The following is a 15,735-nucleotide window of genomic DNA, read 5'->3' on the forward strand; positions in this document are numbered from 1 at the left end:
TTCGCATGACGCCATCGGCCAGCGGCCACCGGCAGTGCGGGTCAGCGCGGCGGAGGCGCGGCGTTTTTGCCTGGCGGCTCGGCATCGGCCCCGCTCAGGACGCGCACCACATATTCGAGGGGACCGGTGGCCTTGGTCAGCGCGAGCCAAAGCCCCAGCGCCGCAGTGGCAGCGCACAAGATCCACCAAATGGTCATCGGCGGCAGGTAATCCTGCATCAGGGGCAGGAGCAGGATATGCCCCGCATAGAGCGTCAAGGGGGCCCGTCCCGCCCCGGCCAGGAATGCGCCCAGCCGGCCCAGCTTCGGAACGACCAGCTGCATCACCCCGATGGCGGCGACCGCGCAGGCCGCCGCATGGAGCGTGAAGACCAGCGAGGTGCTGTGCGCGGTGGGCAGCCAGAGGTAGGCAGGATCCGCCATGAATGGATCCAGGGTGACGCGCGGCAGGCGGCCGGCGACCACCAGCGCACCTACGTCGGAAAGCTGGACCTGCGCGGCGGCGGCGATCCGGTCGAAAAACCGGCTCGTGGCCACCCACCCGAGCGCCAGCATTGCCATTGCCGTCCCGGCTCCGCCGGCGGCGAGCTTGGCCGCGGTCGCCGGAGAAGCCAGGGGAGTGCGGCCCAAGGCGATGCCCAGCAACCCGAAACCGAACCAGACCATCAGCGGGTAGTAGCCGGTGACCAAGACGTCCTTGAGCAGCAGTCCCGGGGTGAGCAGGTCGGTGAAGGTTGGGTTGTGCCCGAGGTCCTGTCCCGCCCAGGTATGGGCCAACGGGCGCCACAGTATAGGCATGATTAGCAACCAGAGGGCTGAGACTACCCAAACTGTTGCTCTTGAGAGCCTCAGGGCCAGCGGAAGCAACAGAAAAAGTAGGCCATAGTGAACCAGAATGACGGCAACGCCTTCATTTGAGGGTCCAATGAGCATTCCGAGCACGGCAATAATTAATGCTCTCAGGGCAAGGACTGAGTAAACCTTGGGGTTGGAAAAGCCTTTGCGCGCCAGCGAACGCGTCAAAAGCGTCAGCGAAACCCCGGCCAAAATCATGAATAAAACCGAGGCCCGCCCCGAGGCCACAGCCCCGGTAAACGTAGGGGAGTAGGCCCCTTCGGGTCCCCTTTCGTAGAGGCTGAAAACGTGGGCCGCGAACATGCCGAGAATGGCGGCCAGACGAGCGGCGTCCACCCCCAGCAGCCGTGGCGGTTTGCTCGTTGGGTCCATGGATTTATCGCATCACGGAATTGTCCGAAGATGCCATCGCAACATGCGCGAGTGTAGATTTAATCCCATGGCTACAAGTGCAATGGATAATCAGGCGTTCCCCTTTGGCACGGTGCTGACCGCGATGGTCACGCCCTTCACCGACGCAGGTGAGGTCGATTATGAAATGGCCGCGAAGCTGGCCACCAAGCTCGTGGACGACGGCTGCGACGGCCTGGTCGTCACCGGCACCACCGGCGAAACCTCGACGCTGACCGACGAGGAAAACCTGGGCCTGTTCCGTGCGGTGGTCGCCGCCGTCGGAGACCGCGCAGCGGTGCTTGCCGGATCCACCACCAACGACACCCGCCACTCGATCGCGCTGTCCCTGGCGGCGAAGGAAACCGGCGTGGATGGCATTCTGGTCACCACCCCGTACTACAACAAGCCGAGCCAGGCCGGCGTCATCGCCCACGTGAAGGCGATCGCCGAGGCCGTGGAACTGCCCATCATGCTCTACGACATCCCGGGCCGGGCCGGCATTTCGCTGGCCCCCGAGACGATCATCGAACTGGCGAAGATCCCGCAGGTGATCGCACTGAAGGATGCCAAGGCGGATTACCAGTCCACCACCACGGTGCTGGCCAAGAGCAATCTGCACGTGTACTCGGGCGACGACGGACTGACCCTGCCGCTCATGGCCGCGGGCGCCGTCGGCGTGGTTTCGGTCTCAGCTCACGTCGAGGCGGCCAAATACCGTAGGCTGGTTAATGCAATGCATGCCGGGGATCTGGCCACTGCACGTGCTACACACTTCGAGCTGGACCCGATCCAGCGCGGCATCATGAGCCACATTCAGGGCGCGGTCGCCGCAAAATATGGACTTCACTGGCAGGGTGTCCTGCCGAACACCGTCGTCCGACTGCCGCTGCTGGCACCGTCGGACGCAGAACTCGATGCCATCCGCGCGGACCTACGTGAAGGCGGATGGGATCTGTAACGAAAGGGTATAACCGCATATGACCGAGAGTTCAGTAGGAAAGGCCGATTCTGCACGCATGCAGAAGCCGGCCAAGGTGAAGAAGGGGACGATGCGCATTGTCCCTCTCGGAGGTTTGGGCGAAGTAGGCCGAAACATGACCGTGTTCGAGCTCAACGGCAAGCTGTTGATCGTGGACTGCGGCGTGCTCTTCCCCGAGGAGCACCAGCCTGGTGTGGATCTGATCCTGCCGGACTTCTCATACATCAAGGATCGCCTGGACGACGTGGTGGGCCTCGTGCTCACCCACGGCCACGAGGACCACATCGGCGCCGTGCCGTACCTGCTGCGCCTTCGCGAAGACATCCCGCTGTACGGGTCCAAGCTGACCCTGGCCTTCGTCGAAGCCAAGCTGGCCGAGCACCGCATCAAGGCCAACACCAACATCGTGGTGGAGGGCGAAATCGCCCAGGTCGGAAACTTCGAATGTGAATTCGTCGCGGTCAACCACTCGATCCCGGATGCCCTGGCGGTCTTCCTGCGCACCGAGGCCGGCACCGTGCTGCACACCGGCGACTTCAAGATGGACCAGCTGCCGCTGGACGGGCGCATCACCGACCTGCGCCACTTCGCCCGCCTGGGCGAGGAAGGCGTGGACCTGTTCCTGCCGGACTCCACCAACGCCGAGGTGCCGGGCTTCACCGTCGCCGAACGCGAAATCGGTCCGGTGCTGGAAGCCAAGTTCGCCCGCGCCCGCCGCCGCATCATCGTCGCTTCCTTCTCCTCGCACGTGCACCGCGTGCAGCAGGTGCTGGATGCCGCCGCCATGCACGGCCGCAAGGTCGCCTTCATCGGCCGCTCGATGGTGCGCAACATGGGTATCGCCGAGCGCCTGGGCTACCTGGACATCCCGCAGGGCGTGCTGGTCGACCTGAAGCAGATCGACCAGCTGCCGGACCACAAGGTCGTGCTGATGTCCACCGGTTCCCAGGGCGAACCGATGGCCGCGCTCTCGCGCATGGCCAACGGCGAGCACAAGGTGCAGATCAACCCGGGCGACACCGTGATCCTGGCCTCCAGCCTGATCCCGGGCAACGAGAACTCGGTCTTCCGCGTGATCAACGGCCTGATGCGGCTGGGTGCAGAGGTCATCCACAAGGGCATGGCCAAGGTCCACGTCTCGGGCCACGCTTCGGCCGGCGAGCTGCTGTACTGCTACAACATCCTGCGCCCGAAGAACGTGCTGCCGGTGCACGGAGAAACCCGCCACCTGATTGCCAACGGCCGCCTGGCCGCGCAGTCCGGAGTGCCGGAGGAAAACGTGCTGCTGGCCGAGGACGGCTCGGTCATCGACCTCAAGGACGGCGTGGCCCAGCTCGTCGGCCAGGTCGAATGCGGCTACGTCTACGTGGACGGCTCCAAGGTCGGCACCATCACGGATGACGACCTGAAGGACCGCGTCACCCTCGGCGAGGAAGGCTTCATCTCGGTCATCACCGTGATCAACCGCCAGAACGGCACCATCATCTCCGGCCCGGACATCCACGCCCGCGGCGTGGCCGAAGAGGACTCGGTCTTCAACGAGATCAAGCCGAAGATCGCCGCCGCGATCGTGGAAGCGGTTGCGAACAACCCGAACCACTCCACGCACCAGCTGCAGCAGATCACCCGCCGCGTCATCGGCTCGTGGGTGTCGCGCAAGCTGCGCCGCCGCCCGATGATCGTCCCGGTAGTGCTCGAAGCCTAGGCTTTCGGAACACCGAACAGCGGAACCCTGCCCACCGGGCGGGGTTCCGCTGTTTAACGGGGCACGGCATGAAAATCCGGTCAAGGATGTTCCCGGTTCGACATCTACCCGGTGGATCACGCCTGCCGGAGGACCCGCGGGTTAGGCTTGGCCCATGATGCGTCAACGGGCACGGGCCCTGAGTACCATGGGCAAACAGCTCTTCTGGTCAGCGGCAGGTCTCGGAGCGTTGTGCGGGGCGGCGGCGGCCGTGGCAATTCTTGGCCCGGCGGCTTACTGGACCGGTTCGCAGGGCGATGTAGATACGGCCTATCTCCTTAATTTCCTGGCCACGATTCTCCCGATTGCGATGCTCAGCGGAATCGGTGTGGGGATACTCAGCTGGGCCGCGACGTACGCTGCCGTGGGAATCCTCGAAGTGCGACGACCCGAGGCGACAGCATTGCATCAAGCGGCAGCCGGCGCCGCGGGATCCATGGCGGGCGGGCTGCTTCCCGCGCTCGTGATTTTTCCAAGTGTTTTGGCGGAAGAGCCGAATTTTGGAATCATTTACGGCCTGGTGTTCGGTCTGATGGCATTGTGCTTCATCCTGGCGTTCGGAACCCTGTTGGCCTTGAACCGCACTGATGTTCGGCAACGGCCCGGGACCTGACAGAGCAGGCCGCAGAATAACTTGACCAAAGAAAGGTGTTGCCCACATGCCACCGCACACTCCGGCGTTGGAAACACAACGGATTTCCCTTCGCCTGCTGGCGGGAACGGTCCTGTCCGGTGCAGCGCTCGGCGCTTTGCTGGGACTCATGAACTACTGGGGGATACTGCTCGAAACATGGACAGGTCCACAACCGTCGGAGGCGGCCGCCATAGCTTTCGGCGCGCTGGCCAACGGGGCCATGCTCGGCGCTGCGGCAGGCCTGATCCCCGGGGTGGGCGCCCTGTCTGGCATGGCGCTCCAGAAGCGTCAGCAGAAATCGGGCCGGGGAGCGTCCCAGCGCGGTGCAGCGCTCACCGGCGCGGCAACGGCCACGCTGCTTGTGTCCTGCGCTGGACTTGCGGTACTCCTGCCGAGCGCCCCTGCAGGATTCTGGATCGGGAACGCGGCAGGCTACCTGGTGCTATCCCTGGCCATTGTTTGGACGATGACTACACGGTTCCACGGACGCGGAAGCAGATCTGCGAACTGAGAGGCCGCGCCGACGCGTAGCGGTGCGCAATTGGCAGGTACCGCCAAAAGCCACTAGCGTGGGTCCCGAGGAATCTCTAGATCAGATGTGCTTAAAGGTGCTCTGTCAGTCCTCAGCATGGCCAGTGCCTGGCCGTCAACATTCGAACCCCGAGGATTCTTCATGTCTGTTCCGCCGAATCAGCCGAATTACTACGCCAGCTCCACGAACCCGTATCCGTCGAACCCCTACGAGCAGCAGCGCAACGGCGAGGGCCGCAAGAGCTTCATCGCGGCGTGGCTGCTGTCCTGGTTCCTGGGCGGCCTGGGCATCGACCGGTTCTACCTCGGGAAGATTGGCACAGGTATCCTCAAGCTGATCACCTTCGGCGGTTTTGGCATCTGGGCCCTCGTGGACATCATCTTGATTCTTGCCGGGGCCATGCGCGACAAGTACGGCTACCGTTTGTCCGGGTACGAGGAGCACAAGAAAACCGCATGGATCATTTCGATCATCCTGCTGGTCCTCGGACTTGGTTTCGGCAGCGTGAACGCCCCGGACTACATCCAGCAGTGGCAGGCTTTCTAAGCCTCCTGCGTGGCCCCGGGAAAATTCGCTGAGAATTTCGTGGGGTCATTGCCTTGGGAGCGTTTATACGTTCCTGATCTGGGATGACAAACTGGACTAATGCTGAAGATTCACGCGCGGGACTGTGCCGGAAGCCAGGAATTAGGCAGAATAGGGCAAATGAACGCCCTGACGAATCCCCACAGGCCGGCGCCGCATCGCGCGCCGCAGATCCAGGATGCAGCTGGTGTCCGCCCATGATCGAGTTCGATGCAGTCAGCAAGAGCTACCCGGGCGGTACCACGGCGGTCAGCGACTTCTCGCTTGAGGTGCCTGCGCATCGCACGACGGTGTTCGTCGGATCCTCCGGTTGCGGCAAGACGACGCTGCTGCGCATGGTCAACCGCATGGTCGATCCTTCGGCGGGGAGCATCAGGATCGATGGGCGGGACATCAGCGCCGGTTCTCCGGTCCAGCTGCGCCGCAGCATCGGCTATGTCATGCAGAACGCCGGGCTGCTCCCGCACTTCACCGTCGCGGAAAACATCGCCACGGTGCCGCGGCTCAAGGGAACCTCCCGCGGCAAGGCCCGCCAGCGTGCGGTGGAACTGATGACGACGGTGGGACTGGATTCCAGCCTTGCCGACCGGTATCCGCACCAGCTCTCCGGCGGCCAGCAGCAGCGCGTCGGCGTCGCCCGGGCACTGGCCCCGGAGCCGAACATCCTGCTCATGGACGAACCCTTCGGCGCGGTGGACCCGATCGTCCGCACCGAGCTGCAGCAGGAGCTGCTGCGGCTGCAGCGGGAGCTGGGCAAAACCATCATCTTCGTCACCCACGACATCGACGAGGCGTTCCTGCTGGGGGACCAGGTGGTGATCCTCTCCGAGCAAGCGCAGAAGCTGCAGGTGGGAACCCCCAGCCGGATCATCGAATCCCCGGCCAACGACTTCGTTTCCTCGTTCATCGGGGCCGACCGCGGGCAGCGGGCCCTGAGCATCAAGCAGACTCCCACCGGAACCGTGCTGGTGGACTCCCAGGGCAGGACCCAGGGCCGCCTGGTCGACGCGCCGGACCTGGACCGGGCATGAACTGGATCCTTGAAAACCTCGACCTGATCGGGACGCTGGCGCTGGAACACCTGCGCCAAAGCCTGTGGGCGATTGCCGCCGGGTTCCTGATCTCGCTGCCGCTGGGCTGGGCAGCCTGGAGGTACCGGTCCCTGCGCGGCCTGGTGGTGACCGGCACCGGCCTGCTGTACACCATCCCGTCGCTGGCACTGCTGATGATCCTGCCGGTCGTCACCGGAATGAGCGCCATCAGCGAAGCGAACCTCATCGTGTCCCTGACCGTCTATGCGCTGGCCATCATGGTCCGCTGCGTGGTGGACGGGTTGGACTCGGTCGACCCGCAGACCCGCTCGGCCGCCACGGCCATGGGCTACGGACCGGGCCGGCGCTTCGCCGCGGTGGAGCTTCCGCTGGCCGGCCCGGTCATTCTCGCAGGACTGCGGGTGACCGCCGTCAGCACCATCTCACTGGCCACCGTGGGCATCCTGGTCGGCGTGACCAACCTGGGCTACCTGTTCACCAACGGGCTGCAGCGGCGCATCATCCCCGAGGTGCTCGCCGGCGTCCTCGCGGTGGCGTTGATCGCGCTGCTGATCGACCTGCTGCTGGTGCTGGCCGGGCGCTGGCTCATGCCCTGGACCACCGCGCGGCCCCAGCGGGCCCGGCGCGCCCGGAACAGCGCACCCGAGGCGGTGGGCACCCGATGAACCTGCTGCGCGATGCCTTCTCCTGGCTCACCGACCCCGCCCAATGGACCGGGGCCAGCTCGCTGCTGCTCCTGCTGGGCCAGCACCTGATGTACACCGCGATCGCTGTCGCTCTCGCCGCGGTCATCGCCATACCCCTGGGCTGGGCCATCGGCCATACCGGCCGCGGCCGTGAAATCGCCGTGGCCGTCTCCGGGCTGGCCCGCGCCGTCCCCTCCTTCGGCCTGCTGATCCTGCTGGTGCTGCTGGCCGGGGTGCTGCACAAGCCCGAGGCCGCGGTGATCACCTTCGTGCTGCTGGCCATCCCCTCCATCCTGGCCGGCGCGTATACGGGGCTGGAATCGATCGACCGCAAGACCATCGACGCCGCCCGCGCCATGGGCATGACCGAACGCGAGATCCTGGCCAAGGTCGAAATTCCGTTGGGCCTGCCGCTGCTGGTGGGCGGGCTGCGTTCGGCCATCTTGCAGGTGGCCGCCACCGTTACCATCGCCGCCTATGTCAATCTCGGGGGACTGGGCCTGCCGATCATCACCGGCTTGAACCTGCGGCGCTATGACATGGTGCTCGGCGGCGCGCTCCTGGTCGCGGCGCTTGCCCTGGTGCTGGAACTGCTGATGGCCCTGGCCCAGCGGATGTCCGTGCCCCGCGGCCTGCGCAGCACCAGCACCGCCGGCCCGCCGGCCGAGCCCGCAGGGCGCGGCGCAGACCACGCAAACACCACAGAATTGCACAGAGATCGCACCGTTGAAAGGACGCGAACATGAAATTCCCAATGCGCAAGACCCGGGCAGGCTCGGTCCTTGCACTCGCCGGAATGCTGGCACTGGCAGGATGCGGTGCCAGCGATCCGCTGGCCAACGAGCCGAGCACCGGAGCCTCCGGCGACGCCGGCAAGACCGTCGTCGTGGGGTCCCAGGCGTACTACTCGAATGAGATCATCGCGGAGATCTACGCCCAGGCGCTGGAGAAGGCCGGTTTCACGGTGGAGCGGCAGTTCAACATCGGGCAGCGTGATGCGTACATGCCGCAGCTGGAGAACGGCAGCATCGACATCATGCCCGAGTACACCGGAAACCTGCTGCAGTACTTCGAGCCGGACACCACCGCGCGGGCGACGGATGACGTGTACGACGAGCTCGGCAAGGCGCTGCCCGACTCCCTGGCGGTGCTGGACCAGGCCCAGGCCTCGGACCAGGACTCCTACACGGTCACCGAGAAGTTCGCCAAGGACAACGGCCTTGCCTCGATCGAGGACTTGGCGAAGGTCTCCGAAAAGCTCACCCTCGGCGGCCCGCCGGAGCTGGCCGAAAGGCCCTACGGGCCGAAGGGCTTGAGCAAGACCTACGGCATCGACGCGGCCTTCTCCGCTACCGGGGACACCACGGTGGAGGACCTGGTTGCGGGAACGGTGAATGTGGGCAACGTGTTCACCGCGGACCCGCGGATCAAGACGGAGAACCTGGTGGTCTTGAAGGACCCGAAGGCGTTGTTCCTGGCCTCCAATGTGGTGCCGGTGGTCGAAGCCGACATGTCCGATGATCTGGCGGCAGTGCTCAACCCGATCAGCGCCAAGCTTTCCGCCGAGGCCCTGATCGACCTGAACGTCCAGAGCACGGTGGACCAGAAGTCTGCGGAGGACATCGCCAGCGCCTGGCTGGGCAGCAACAGCTGAGGCCTCCAGGCTGGGGCGTGATTATTCTCTAGCGTCGCGGGGGCGCCGAGTTCACGTGTAAATTCGGTGCGTTCCCAGCCGATGGCGATACCCTAGAAATATGGCCCCACGTACCCAGTCTCAGGGGGCGAAGAAGCCAACGACGCGTAAACCCAAGGCGTCCGGCACCTCGTCCTCCAAGAAACCCACCGATAATCCGGAGCAGGAACTGCCGTTGCCGCTGCGCGTGATCCGCAGCGTGTGGATGGGCATCGCCCGGATCTTCGGTGGCGCCTTCCGACGCATCGGCGGCACCGTCAAACCCGACTACGAGCTGCGGCGCGACGGCACAGGACTGTTTCTCGCCCTGATCGCCATTGTCGTGGCGATCGTCGAATGGTGGGGACTGCGCGATGCCGGCTGGTTCGGCATCGGGGTGCATGCGGTGGCCGGCGGAACGCTCGGCTTCATGGCCGTGCTGCTGCCGATCATCCTATTCGTGGGGGCTTTCCGGCTGTTCCGCTACCCGGAAGCCGTCACGGAGAACAACCGCATCGGCATCGGCCTGCTGATCATGACGCTGTCCGGGTCCTCCATCGCCTCGCTGGCCAATGGGTCGCCGGCGGTGTCCGAGGACTTCGACGTGCTCTGGAATGCCGGGGGCATGGCCGGATCCATTCTGGGCACCCCGCTGGGGCTGCTGATTTCGGCGCCCGGAGCCATGGCGGTGTTCATCTTCCTGGTGTTCATGTCGCTGCTGATCGTCACCGCCACGCCGATCACCCAGATCCCCACGCGCATCCGCAACGGCTACAACCGCCTGCTGGGCCAGGATCCTGACGTAGTGCGCGCGGGCCGCGCCTCCGCCCAGGAGGCCTCCCACACCGTCGAGCTGGGGGCCCAGTCCGAGGACCACGACCAGTCCTACCTCTACCCGCAGGACGAGGCGGCGCCGGCTCCCAAGAAAAAGAAGCCCGGCTTCTTCGAACGCCGCGCGGCGGCCCGCAAGGTCACCGAGGTCTACGACGTGGACGGCCACGAGGGCGCGGAGCGCAGCGGCGACATCGCCTATGACAAGGCGGTCATCGACGAGGAATCGGCCGAGCCGGACGAAGCCGCCACCACCTCGCTGCCGGCGGTGCACCGAAACCGCTCCTTCGAGGTCTTCGACGCCGACGAAGGCGCCACCCAAGCCCTTTCCCGGGAGCAGATGGCTTCGGAGCATCCGACCATCGCGCACCGCGCGGTGGAGGTCGAAGCAGAACTGGATGCGGAGCCGGAACCGCAGACCCCGCCTCCGGGCGTGAAGCGCCCCACCAAGGCCGAGGCCGAGATGGCCCAGATCATGGAGAGCATCGGGCTCAAGTCCGAGCCCGAAGCCTCCACCAGCGCCATGGACCAGGTCTCCTCGCGCGCCGCCGGCCTCTCCGGCGCGCCGCAGCCACCCATCCCGGCGCGCACCGAGCAGCTGCAGCTCTCCGGCGACATCGCCTACACCCTGCCTTCGGCCGACTTCCTGCCGCCGGGTCCTCCGGCCAAGGAGGCCAGCGAAGCCAACCAGGTGGTGGTCGACGCGCTGACCAACACCCTGCAGCAGTTCAAGGTCGACGCCCGGGTCACCGGGTTCTCCCGCGGCCCGACGGTGACCCGTTACGAGATCGAGCTGTCCCCGGGCACCAAGGTGGAGAAGGTCACCGCGCTGTCCAAGAACATCTCCTACGCCGTGGCCTCCTCCGACGTGCGTATCCTGTCCCCGATCCCGGGCAAGTCCGCCATCGGCATCGAGATCCCGAACACGGACAAGGAGGTCGTCGCCCTGGGCGACGTGCTGCGCAGCCAGAATGCGCGCAAGACCGAGCACCCGATGGTCATGGGCGTGGGCAAGGACGTCGAGGGCGGATTCGTCGTGGCCAACCTGGCCAAGATGCCGCACCTGCTGGTTGCCGGCGCGACCGGCGCAGGCAAGTCCTCGTTCGTGAACTCGATGATCACCTCGATCCTGATGCGTTCCACCCCGGACCAGGTCCGCATGGTCATGGTCGACCCCAAGCGCGTGGAACTGACCGCCTATGAAGGCGTGCCGCACCTGATCACCCCGATCATCACCAACCCGAAAAAGGCCGCCGAGGCCTTGGGGTGGGTCGTGCGCGAGATGGACACCCGCTACGACGACCTGGCGAACTTCGGCTTCAAGCACATCGACGACTTCAACAAGGCGGTCAAGGCCGGCAAGGTGCACCCTCCCGAGGGTTCCAAGCGCGTGCTCAAGCCCTACCCGTACCTGCTGGTGATCGTGGACGAGCTCGCCGACCTGATGATGGTCGCGCCGCGCGATGTGGAAGACTCGATCGTGCGTATCACCCAGCTGGCCCGTGCCGCCGGCATCCACCTGGTGCTGGCCACCCAGCGCCCGTCGGTGGACGTGGTCACCGGCCTGATCAAGGCCAACGTGCCCTCGCGCATGGCCTTCGCCACCTCCTCGGTCACCGACTCTCGCGTGGTGCTGGACCAGCCGGGCGCCGAGAAGCTGCTGGGCCAGGGCGACGCGCTGTTCCTGCCCATGGGCACCTCCAAGCCGATGCGCGTGCAGGGCGCCTGGGTCACCGAGTCGGAGATCCACCGCGTGGTGGAGCACGTCAAGGCCCAGCTGCAGCCCGAATACCGCGACGACGTCATGCCGGTCGCGGAAAAGAAGAAGATCGACGAGGACATCGGAGACGACCTGGAGCTGCTGCTGCAAGCCACCGAGCTTGTGGTCACCAGCCAGTTCGGTTCCACCTCGATGCTGCAGCGCAAGCTGCGCGTGGGCTTCGCCAAGGCCGGGCGCCTGATGGACCTGATGGAATCGCGCGGGGTGGTCGGCCCGTCCGAGGGCTCCAAGGCCCGCGACGTGCTCATCAAGCCGGATGACCTGCCCATGGTGCTGGCCGCGATGCGCGGCGACGACCCGTCCAACACGCAGGCGAGCGCCGCCGAACAGGCGCTGGTGGACGAGGCGAATGTGAACCACGCGGATCCGGTGGCAGAATATGCCGAGGACCTGGTTGCCAAGGACCTGGATGACCGACCGCAGGCCGTCGATTACTTCGACGGCTCCGACGACGAGGGCTCCGGTGAGGACGCCTGGGACCTGACAGGGAGACACTGACACCCATGAGTGAGCAAGCTTCGCACGAAACACCGCAGCCGGTGCCGGTACTGAATATCGCCAACGTGCTGACCACGATCCGCATCATCATGGTTCCGTTCTTCATCTGGGCGTTGTTCGCGGACGACAGCACCCACGGCACCTGGCGCTGGGTGGCGCTGGGGCTGTTCGTGCTGGCCATGTACACCGACAAGCTGGACGGCGATCTGGCCCGCAGCCGCGGGCTGGTCACGAACTTCGGCAAGATTGCTGACCCGATTGCCGACAAGCTGCTCACTGGCTCCGCGTTGGTCTGCCTGTCCATCCTGGCCGAGCTGCCATGGTGGGTCACCGTGACCATTCTGGTCCGCGAATGGGGCATCACCCTGCTGCGCGTGGTGGTCATCCGCTATGGCGTGATCGCCGCCAACATGGGCGGCAAGATCAAGACCGTGCTGCAGGCAGTGGTCATCGGGCTGTACCTGCTGCCGCTGACCCATACCGTCGACTGGCTGCATGCGGTGGCCTGGGCCCTGATGCTGTTGACCGTCGCTGTGACCGTGGTGACCGGTGTTGAATACATCTTCAAGGCCATCGCCCTGCGCAACACCTACAAGAAGAACGAACAGCGCTAGCTAACGCCAACGACCAACGAACGCCGGTGCGCATCGGGGACTACCCGGTGCGCACCGTCCATACCCAGGAGAGCGACAAATGAGGCACCAGGCACCAGCGGTGATTTCCATGGCCGGCGAGCAGAAGCTCCAGCTGGCCACCGCCGAATCCCTGACCGCCGGGCTGATTGCGGCAACCTTGGCCGAGGTGCCGGGAGCCTCTGCGGTGCTGCGCGGCGGGATAGTCAGCTACTCCAGCGACGTCAAGGCCTCCGTGCTGGGAGTGGACGAGAATCTCCTGGCGGAGAAGGGGTCCGTAGACCCCGAGGTGGCACGACAGATGGCTGTTGGAGCCCAGCGCGCCTGCGGAGCCGACCTTGCCGTCTCGGCCACCGGCGTCGCCGGTCCCGAATCGCATGACGGAAAATCCGTGGGCACCGTGTTTATCGGGTGGGCATCCGGAAGCGAGTCCGGAGCCAGAGAACATCACTTCGTCGGCGACCGTGCCCAGATCCGGGAGCAGAGCACCAACGCAGCCATCAACCAGCTGGCTGCCATATTGGGTAAAGCTTCTTCACAGTAAAGCGCGGAATACTATTTTTCCCGGCAATTTCCGCAATGAATCATCGTTTTGTGGCGTAGGTCGCAAATTTATGATTAGGGTGATGGTACGGGAACAAATTCGAATGACATGCCGTTGTAAGAATTGAAGGGTCGCTAGGACGGCCCCCGTTATGAATAGATCTTCGAGATGGACCTAGGAGCAAAGGCTAAATTTATGGTCAAGCAACCCGTCACAGTCAATGGTGTTGTCCGTTGGCGCGATATGGGAGAAGCCCATATGGTCCAGCCCGTGAAGGAGGAGCACAAAATGGTAGTACTCCGTCATGAAATCGGTGACGTCCTGCGTGACGTCCGTCAGCGCCAGGGTCGTACCCTCCGCGAGGTTTCCCATAGCGCCCGAGTTTCGCTGGGCTACCTGTCGGAAGTGGAGCGTGGACAGAAGGAAGCATCTTCGGAGCTGCTCTCGTCAATCTGCTCCGCTCTGGAGATTCCGCTCTCGCTCATGCTGCGCGAGGTATCTGAGCGCGTCGCACTGGCCGAAGGCATCGCGATCCCGGACACCGTTCCTACCGACATGGCCAACGAGTTCGCAGCAACCCGCAACGACAAGCCACTGGCTTCGGTTTAAGCTACATCAACACTTACCGGGGATGCCGCAGGCAGCCAACCCGGCTGGCGAGGGCCTACGCAAATGCGTGGGCCCTCGCTTCATTCGTGGGAGAATATTCCAGTGCGACTTAGTGACTTTTGGCGGAATATGGAGAATGAATTCGGCCCGCGATACTCCCATGTTCTGGCCGACTCCATGGCCCTGTCCGAACTGGACAGCATGACGGCGAGCGTTGCCCTGAACAAAGGCGTCAAGCCAAAACAAGTCTGGGAAGCGTTGTGCCGTGCGCAAGATGTGCCAGCGGAACGCTGGCTCGGTGTAGACATCGAGCCAAAGCAGTCCTAGGCGTCGACGAGCAGTTTCGAGTATTCGAAACATCCACATTGATTTTCGAACATCTATTCGGATAGAATTGATCGTGAACGAGGCGGAACGCCGCCCGCGAAAACTTAAACTTTGAGTTTGTCCACACTTGCCGGATCCGCGGGTCCAAAGTGTCGGTAGGCGCTCATACTGTCTAATGCAGGACAAGAAATCGTGAGCAGGTCGATTGATGGCTTGCATGAGCAAAGGTGAACCATGGCAGCAAATAATGATCGGGAAAAGGCACTTGAGTCTGTCCTGGGCCAGATCGACAAGGCCTTCGGCAAGGGCTCGGTCATGCGCCTGGGTGATGAAACTCGCGCTCCCATTGAAGTAATTCCTACCGGTTCGGTTGCACTGGACGTGGCCCTGGGCATTGGCGGACTTCCTCGCGGCCGTGTCGTGGAGATCTACGGTCCGGAATCTTCCGGTAAGACCACCGTCGCACTGCACGCTGTGGCCAGCGCCCAGCGCAACGGCGGCATCGCGGCATTCATCGACGCCGAGCACGCACTGGACCCCGAGTACGCCAAGAAGCTGGGCGTTGACACCGATGCGCTGCTGGTCTCCCAGCCGGATACCGGTGAGCAGGCCTTGGAAATCATGGATATGCTCGTTGGCTCCGGCGCACTGGATATCATCGTCATCGACTCCGTGGCGGCCCTGGTTCCACGTGCGGAAATCGAAGGCGAAATGGGCGACAGCCACGTTGGCCTGCAGGCTCGACTGATGTCCCAGGCACTGCGCAAGATCACCGGTCGCCTCTCGGCTTCGAAGACCACCGCGATCTTCATCAACCAGCTCCGCGAGAAGATCGGCGTCTTCTTCGGCAGCCCGGAAACCACCACCGGTGGCAAGGCGCTGAAATTCTACGCTTCGGTACGTATCGATATCCGCCGAATTGAAACCCTCAAGGAGGGAACCAACCCGGTCGGTAACCGCACCCGCGCCAAGATCGTCAAGAACAAAATGGCTCCGCCGTTCAAGCAGGCCGAATTCGACATCTTGTACGGCCACGGCATTTCCCGCGAAGGCTCGCTCATCGACATGGGTGTTGAGCACAACCTGGTCAAGAAGTCCGGTGCTTGGTTCACCTATGATGGCGACCAGCTGGGCCAGGGCAAGGAAAATGCCCGCCGATTCCTGCGCGACAACCCGGATCTGGCTACCGAGCTGGAACGTCAGATCCTGCAGAAGCTCGGTGTTCTGCCGGCGGAAGAGGTAGAAGAAGACGAGACAGAACTGCGAGTCGTCGAGGGCGATAAGTAGTGAGTTCAGGTTTCAAACGACGTAGCGTTCGACCCGGATACGGTTCCGGGTCGGACGCTACGTCCGTTTCCAACGAATTTCAGGGAGACCTTCAGG

General features: G+C 64.2%; 16 protein-coding genes. 15 read left to right on the forward strand and 1 reads right to left on the reverse strand.

Annotation, left to right across the window (positions count from 1 at the left end; genetic code table 11):
* Positions 1–41: 41 nt before the first annotated feature.
* Complete coding sequence (locus tag IEY43_RS13910) at positions 42–1,226, reverse strand: heparan-alpha-glucosaminide N-acetyltransferase domain-containing protein (RefSeq protein ID WP_188949175.1); 1,185 nt, start codon at positions 1,224–1,226, stop codon at positions 42–44.
* A 67-nt stretch (positions 1,227–1,293) separates the two neighbouring features.
* Here IEY43_RS13910 and dapA point away from each other — a divergent pair, with 67 nt between their 5' ends.
* The 15 genes from dapA (at position 1,294) to recA (ending at position 15,639) form a co-directional block, all read left to right on the forward strand.
* Positions 1,294–2,205 carry a 4-hydroxy-tetrahydrodipicolinate synthase gene (gene dapA / locus IEY43_RS13915; RefSeq protein WP_188949176.1) on the forward strand — a complete coding sequence of 304 codons (912 nt, stop codon included), beginning with the start codon at positions 1,294–1,296 and terminating at the stop codon, positions 2,203–2,205.
* 58 nt (positions 2,206–2,263) lie between these two features.
* Entirely contained in the window at positions 2,264–3,931 is a 1,668-nt protein-coding gene (locus IEY43_RS13920) for a ribonuclease J (RefSeq protein ID WP_374189870.1), read from the forward strand.
* Between the two features lie 154 nt (positions 3,932–4,085).
* Positions 4,086–4,583 carry a hypothetical protein gene (locus IEY43_RS13925; protein ID WP_188949178.1) on the forward strand — a complete coding sequence of 166 codons (498 nt, stop codon included), beginning with the start codon at positions 4,086–4,088 and terminating at the stop codon, positions 4,581–4,583.
* A gap of 46 nt (positions 4,584–4,629) precedes the next feature.
* Positions 4,630–5,115: a hypothetical protein gene (locus tag IEY43_RS13930; RefSeq protein ID WP_188949179.1), complete on the forward strand. Its 486-nt coding sequence runs from the start codon at positions 4,630–4,632 to the stop codon at positions 5,113–5,115.
* Between the two features lie 162 nt (positions 5,116–5,277).
* Positions 5,278–5,682, forward strand: coding sequence for a TM2 domain-containing protein (locus IEY43_RS13935; RefSeq protein ID WP_188949180.1), 405 nt, complete (start codon positions 5,278–5,280; stop codon positions 5,680–5,682).
* 236 nt (positions 5,683–5,918) lie between these two features.
* The gene (locus IEY43_RS13940; protein WP_188949181.1) at positions 5,919–6,752 is read left to right on the forward strand and encodes an ABC transporter ATP-binding protein; all 834 of its coding nucleotides are present in this window, start codon (positions 5,919–5,921) and stop codon (positions 6,750–6,752) included.
* Positions 6,749–7,438: an ABC transporter permease gene (locus IEY43_RS13945; RefSeq protein ID WP_188949182.1), complete on the forward strand. Its 690-nt coding sequence runs from the start codon at positions 6,749–6,751 to the stop codon at positions 7,436–7,438. Before IEY43_RS13940 ends, IEY43_RS13945 begins: the two co-directional genes overlap by 4 nt.
* Complete coding sequence (locus IEY43_RS13950; protein WP_188949183.1) at positions 7,435–8,205, forward strand: ABC transporter permease; 771 nt, start codon at positions 7,435–7,437, stop codon at positions 8,203–8,205. Before IEY43_RS13945 ends, IEY43_RS13950 begins: the two co-directional genes overlap by 4 nt.
* Positions 8,202–9,113, forward strand: coding sequence for an ABC transporter substrate-binding protein (locus IEY43_RS13955; RefSeq protein ID WP_229777415.1), 912 nt, complete (start codon positions 8,202–8,204; stop codon positions 9,111–9,113). The genes IEY43_RS13950 and IEY43_RS13955 overlap by 4 nt, the downstream gene beginning before the upstream one ends.
* Positions 9,114–9,213: 100 nt before the next feature.
* Positions 9,214–12,240, forward strand: a complete 3,027-nt coding sequence (locus IEY43_RS13960) for a DNA translocase FtsK (protein ID WP_188949184.1) — start codon at positions 9,214–9,216, stop codon at positions 12,238–12,240.
* A gap of 5 nt (positions 12,241–12,245) precedes the next feature.
* Positions 12,246–12,854 (forward strand): CDP-diacylglycerol--glycerol-3-phosphate 3-phosphatidyltransferase, encoded by a 609-nt coding sequence (gene pgsA / locus IEY43_RS13965; RefSeq protein ID WP_188949185.1) that lies wholly within the window; start codon positions 12,246–12,248, stop codon positions 12,852–12,854.
* Positions 12,855–12,933: 79 nt separating this feature from the next.
* Positions 12,934–13,416: a CinA family protein gene (locus IEY43_RS13970; RefSeq protein WP_188949186.1), complete on the forward strand. Its 483-nt coding sequence runs from the start codon at positions 12,934–12,936 to the stop codon at positions 13,414–13,416.
* A gap of 195 nt (positions 13,417–13,611) precedes the next feature.
* Positions 13,612–14,025: a helix-turn-helix domain-containing protein gene (locus IEY43_RS13975; protein ID WP_047121151.1), complete on the forward strand. Its 414-nt coding sequence runs from the start codon at positions 13,612–13,614 to the stop codon at positions 14,023–14,025.
* Positions 14,026–14,088: 63 nt separating this feature from the next.
* Positions 14,089–14,352, forward strand: coding sequence for a DUF3046 domain-containing protein (locus IEY43_RS13980; protein WP_281065240.1), 264 nt, complete (start codon positions 14,089–14,091; stop codon positions 14,350–14,352).
* A gap of 234 nt (positions 14,353–14,586) precedes the next feature.
* Entirely contained in the window at positions 14,587–15,639 is a 1,053-nt protein-coding gene (gene recA, locus IEY43_RS13985) for a recombinase RecA (protein ID WP_188949188.1), read from the forward strand.
* Positions 15,640–15,735 lie beyond the last annotated feature (96 nt).

Origin of the sequence: Glutamicibacter protophormiae, assembly GCF_014647495.1 — a bacterium.
In the GTDB taxonomy this organism is placed as follows: Bacteria; Actinomycetota; Actinomycetes; order Actinomycetales; family Micrococcaceae; genus Glutamicibacter; species Glutamicibacter protophormiae.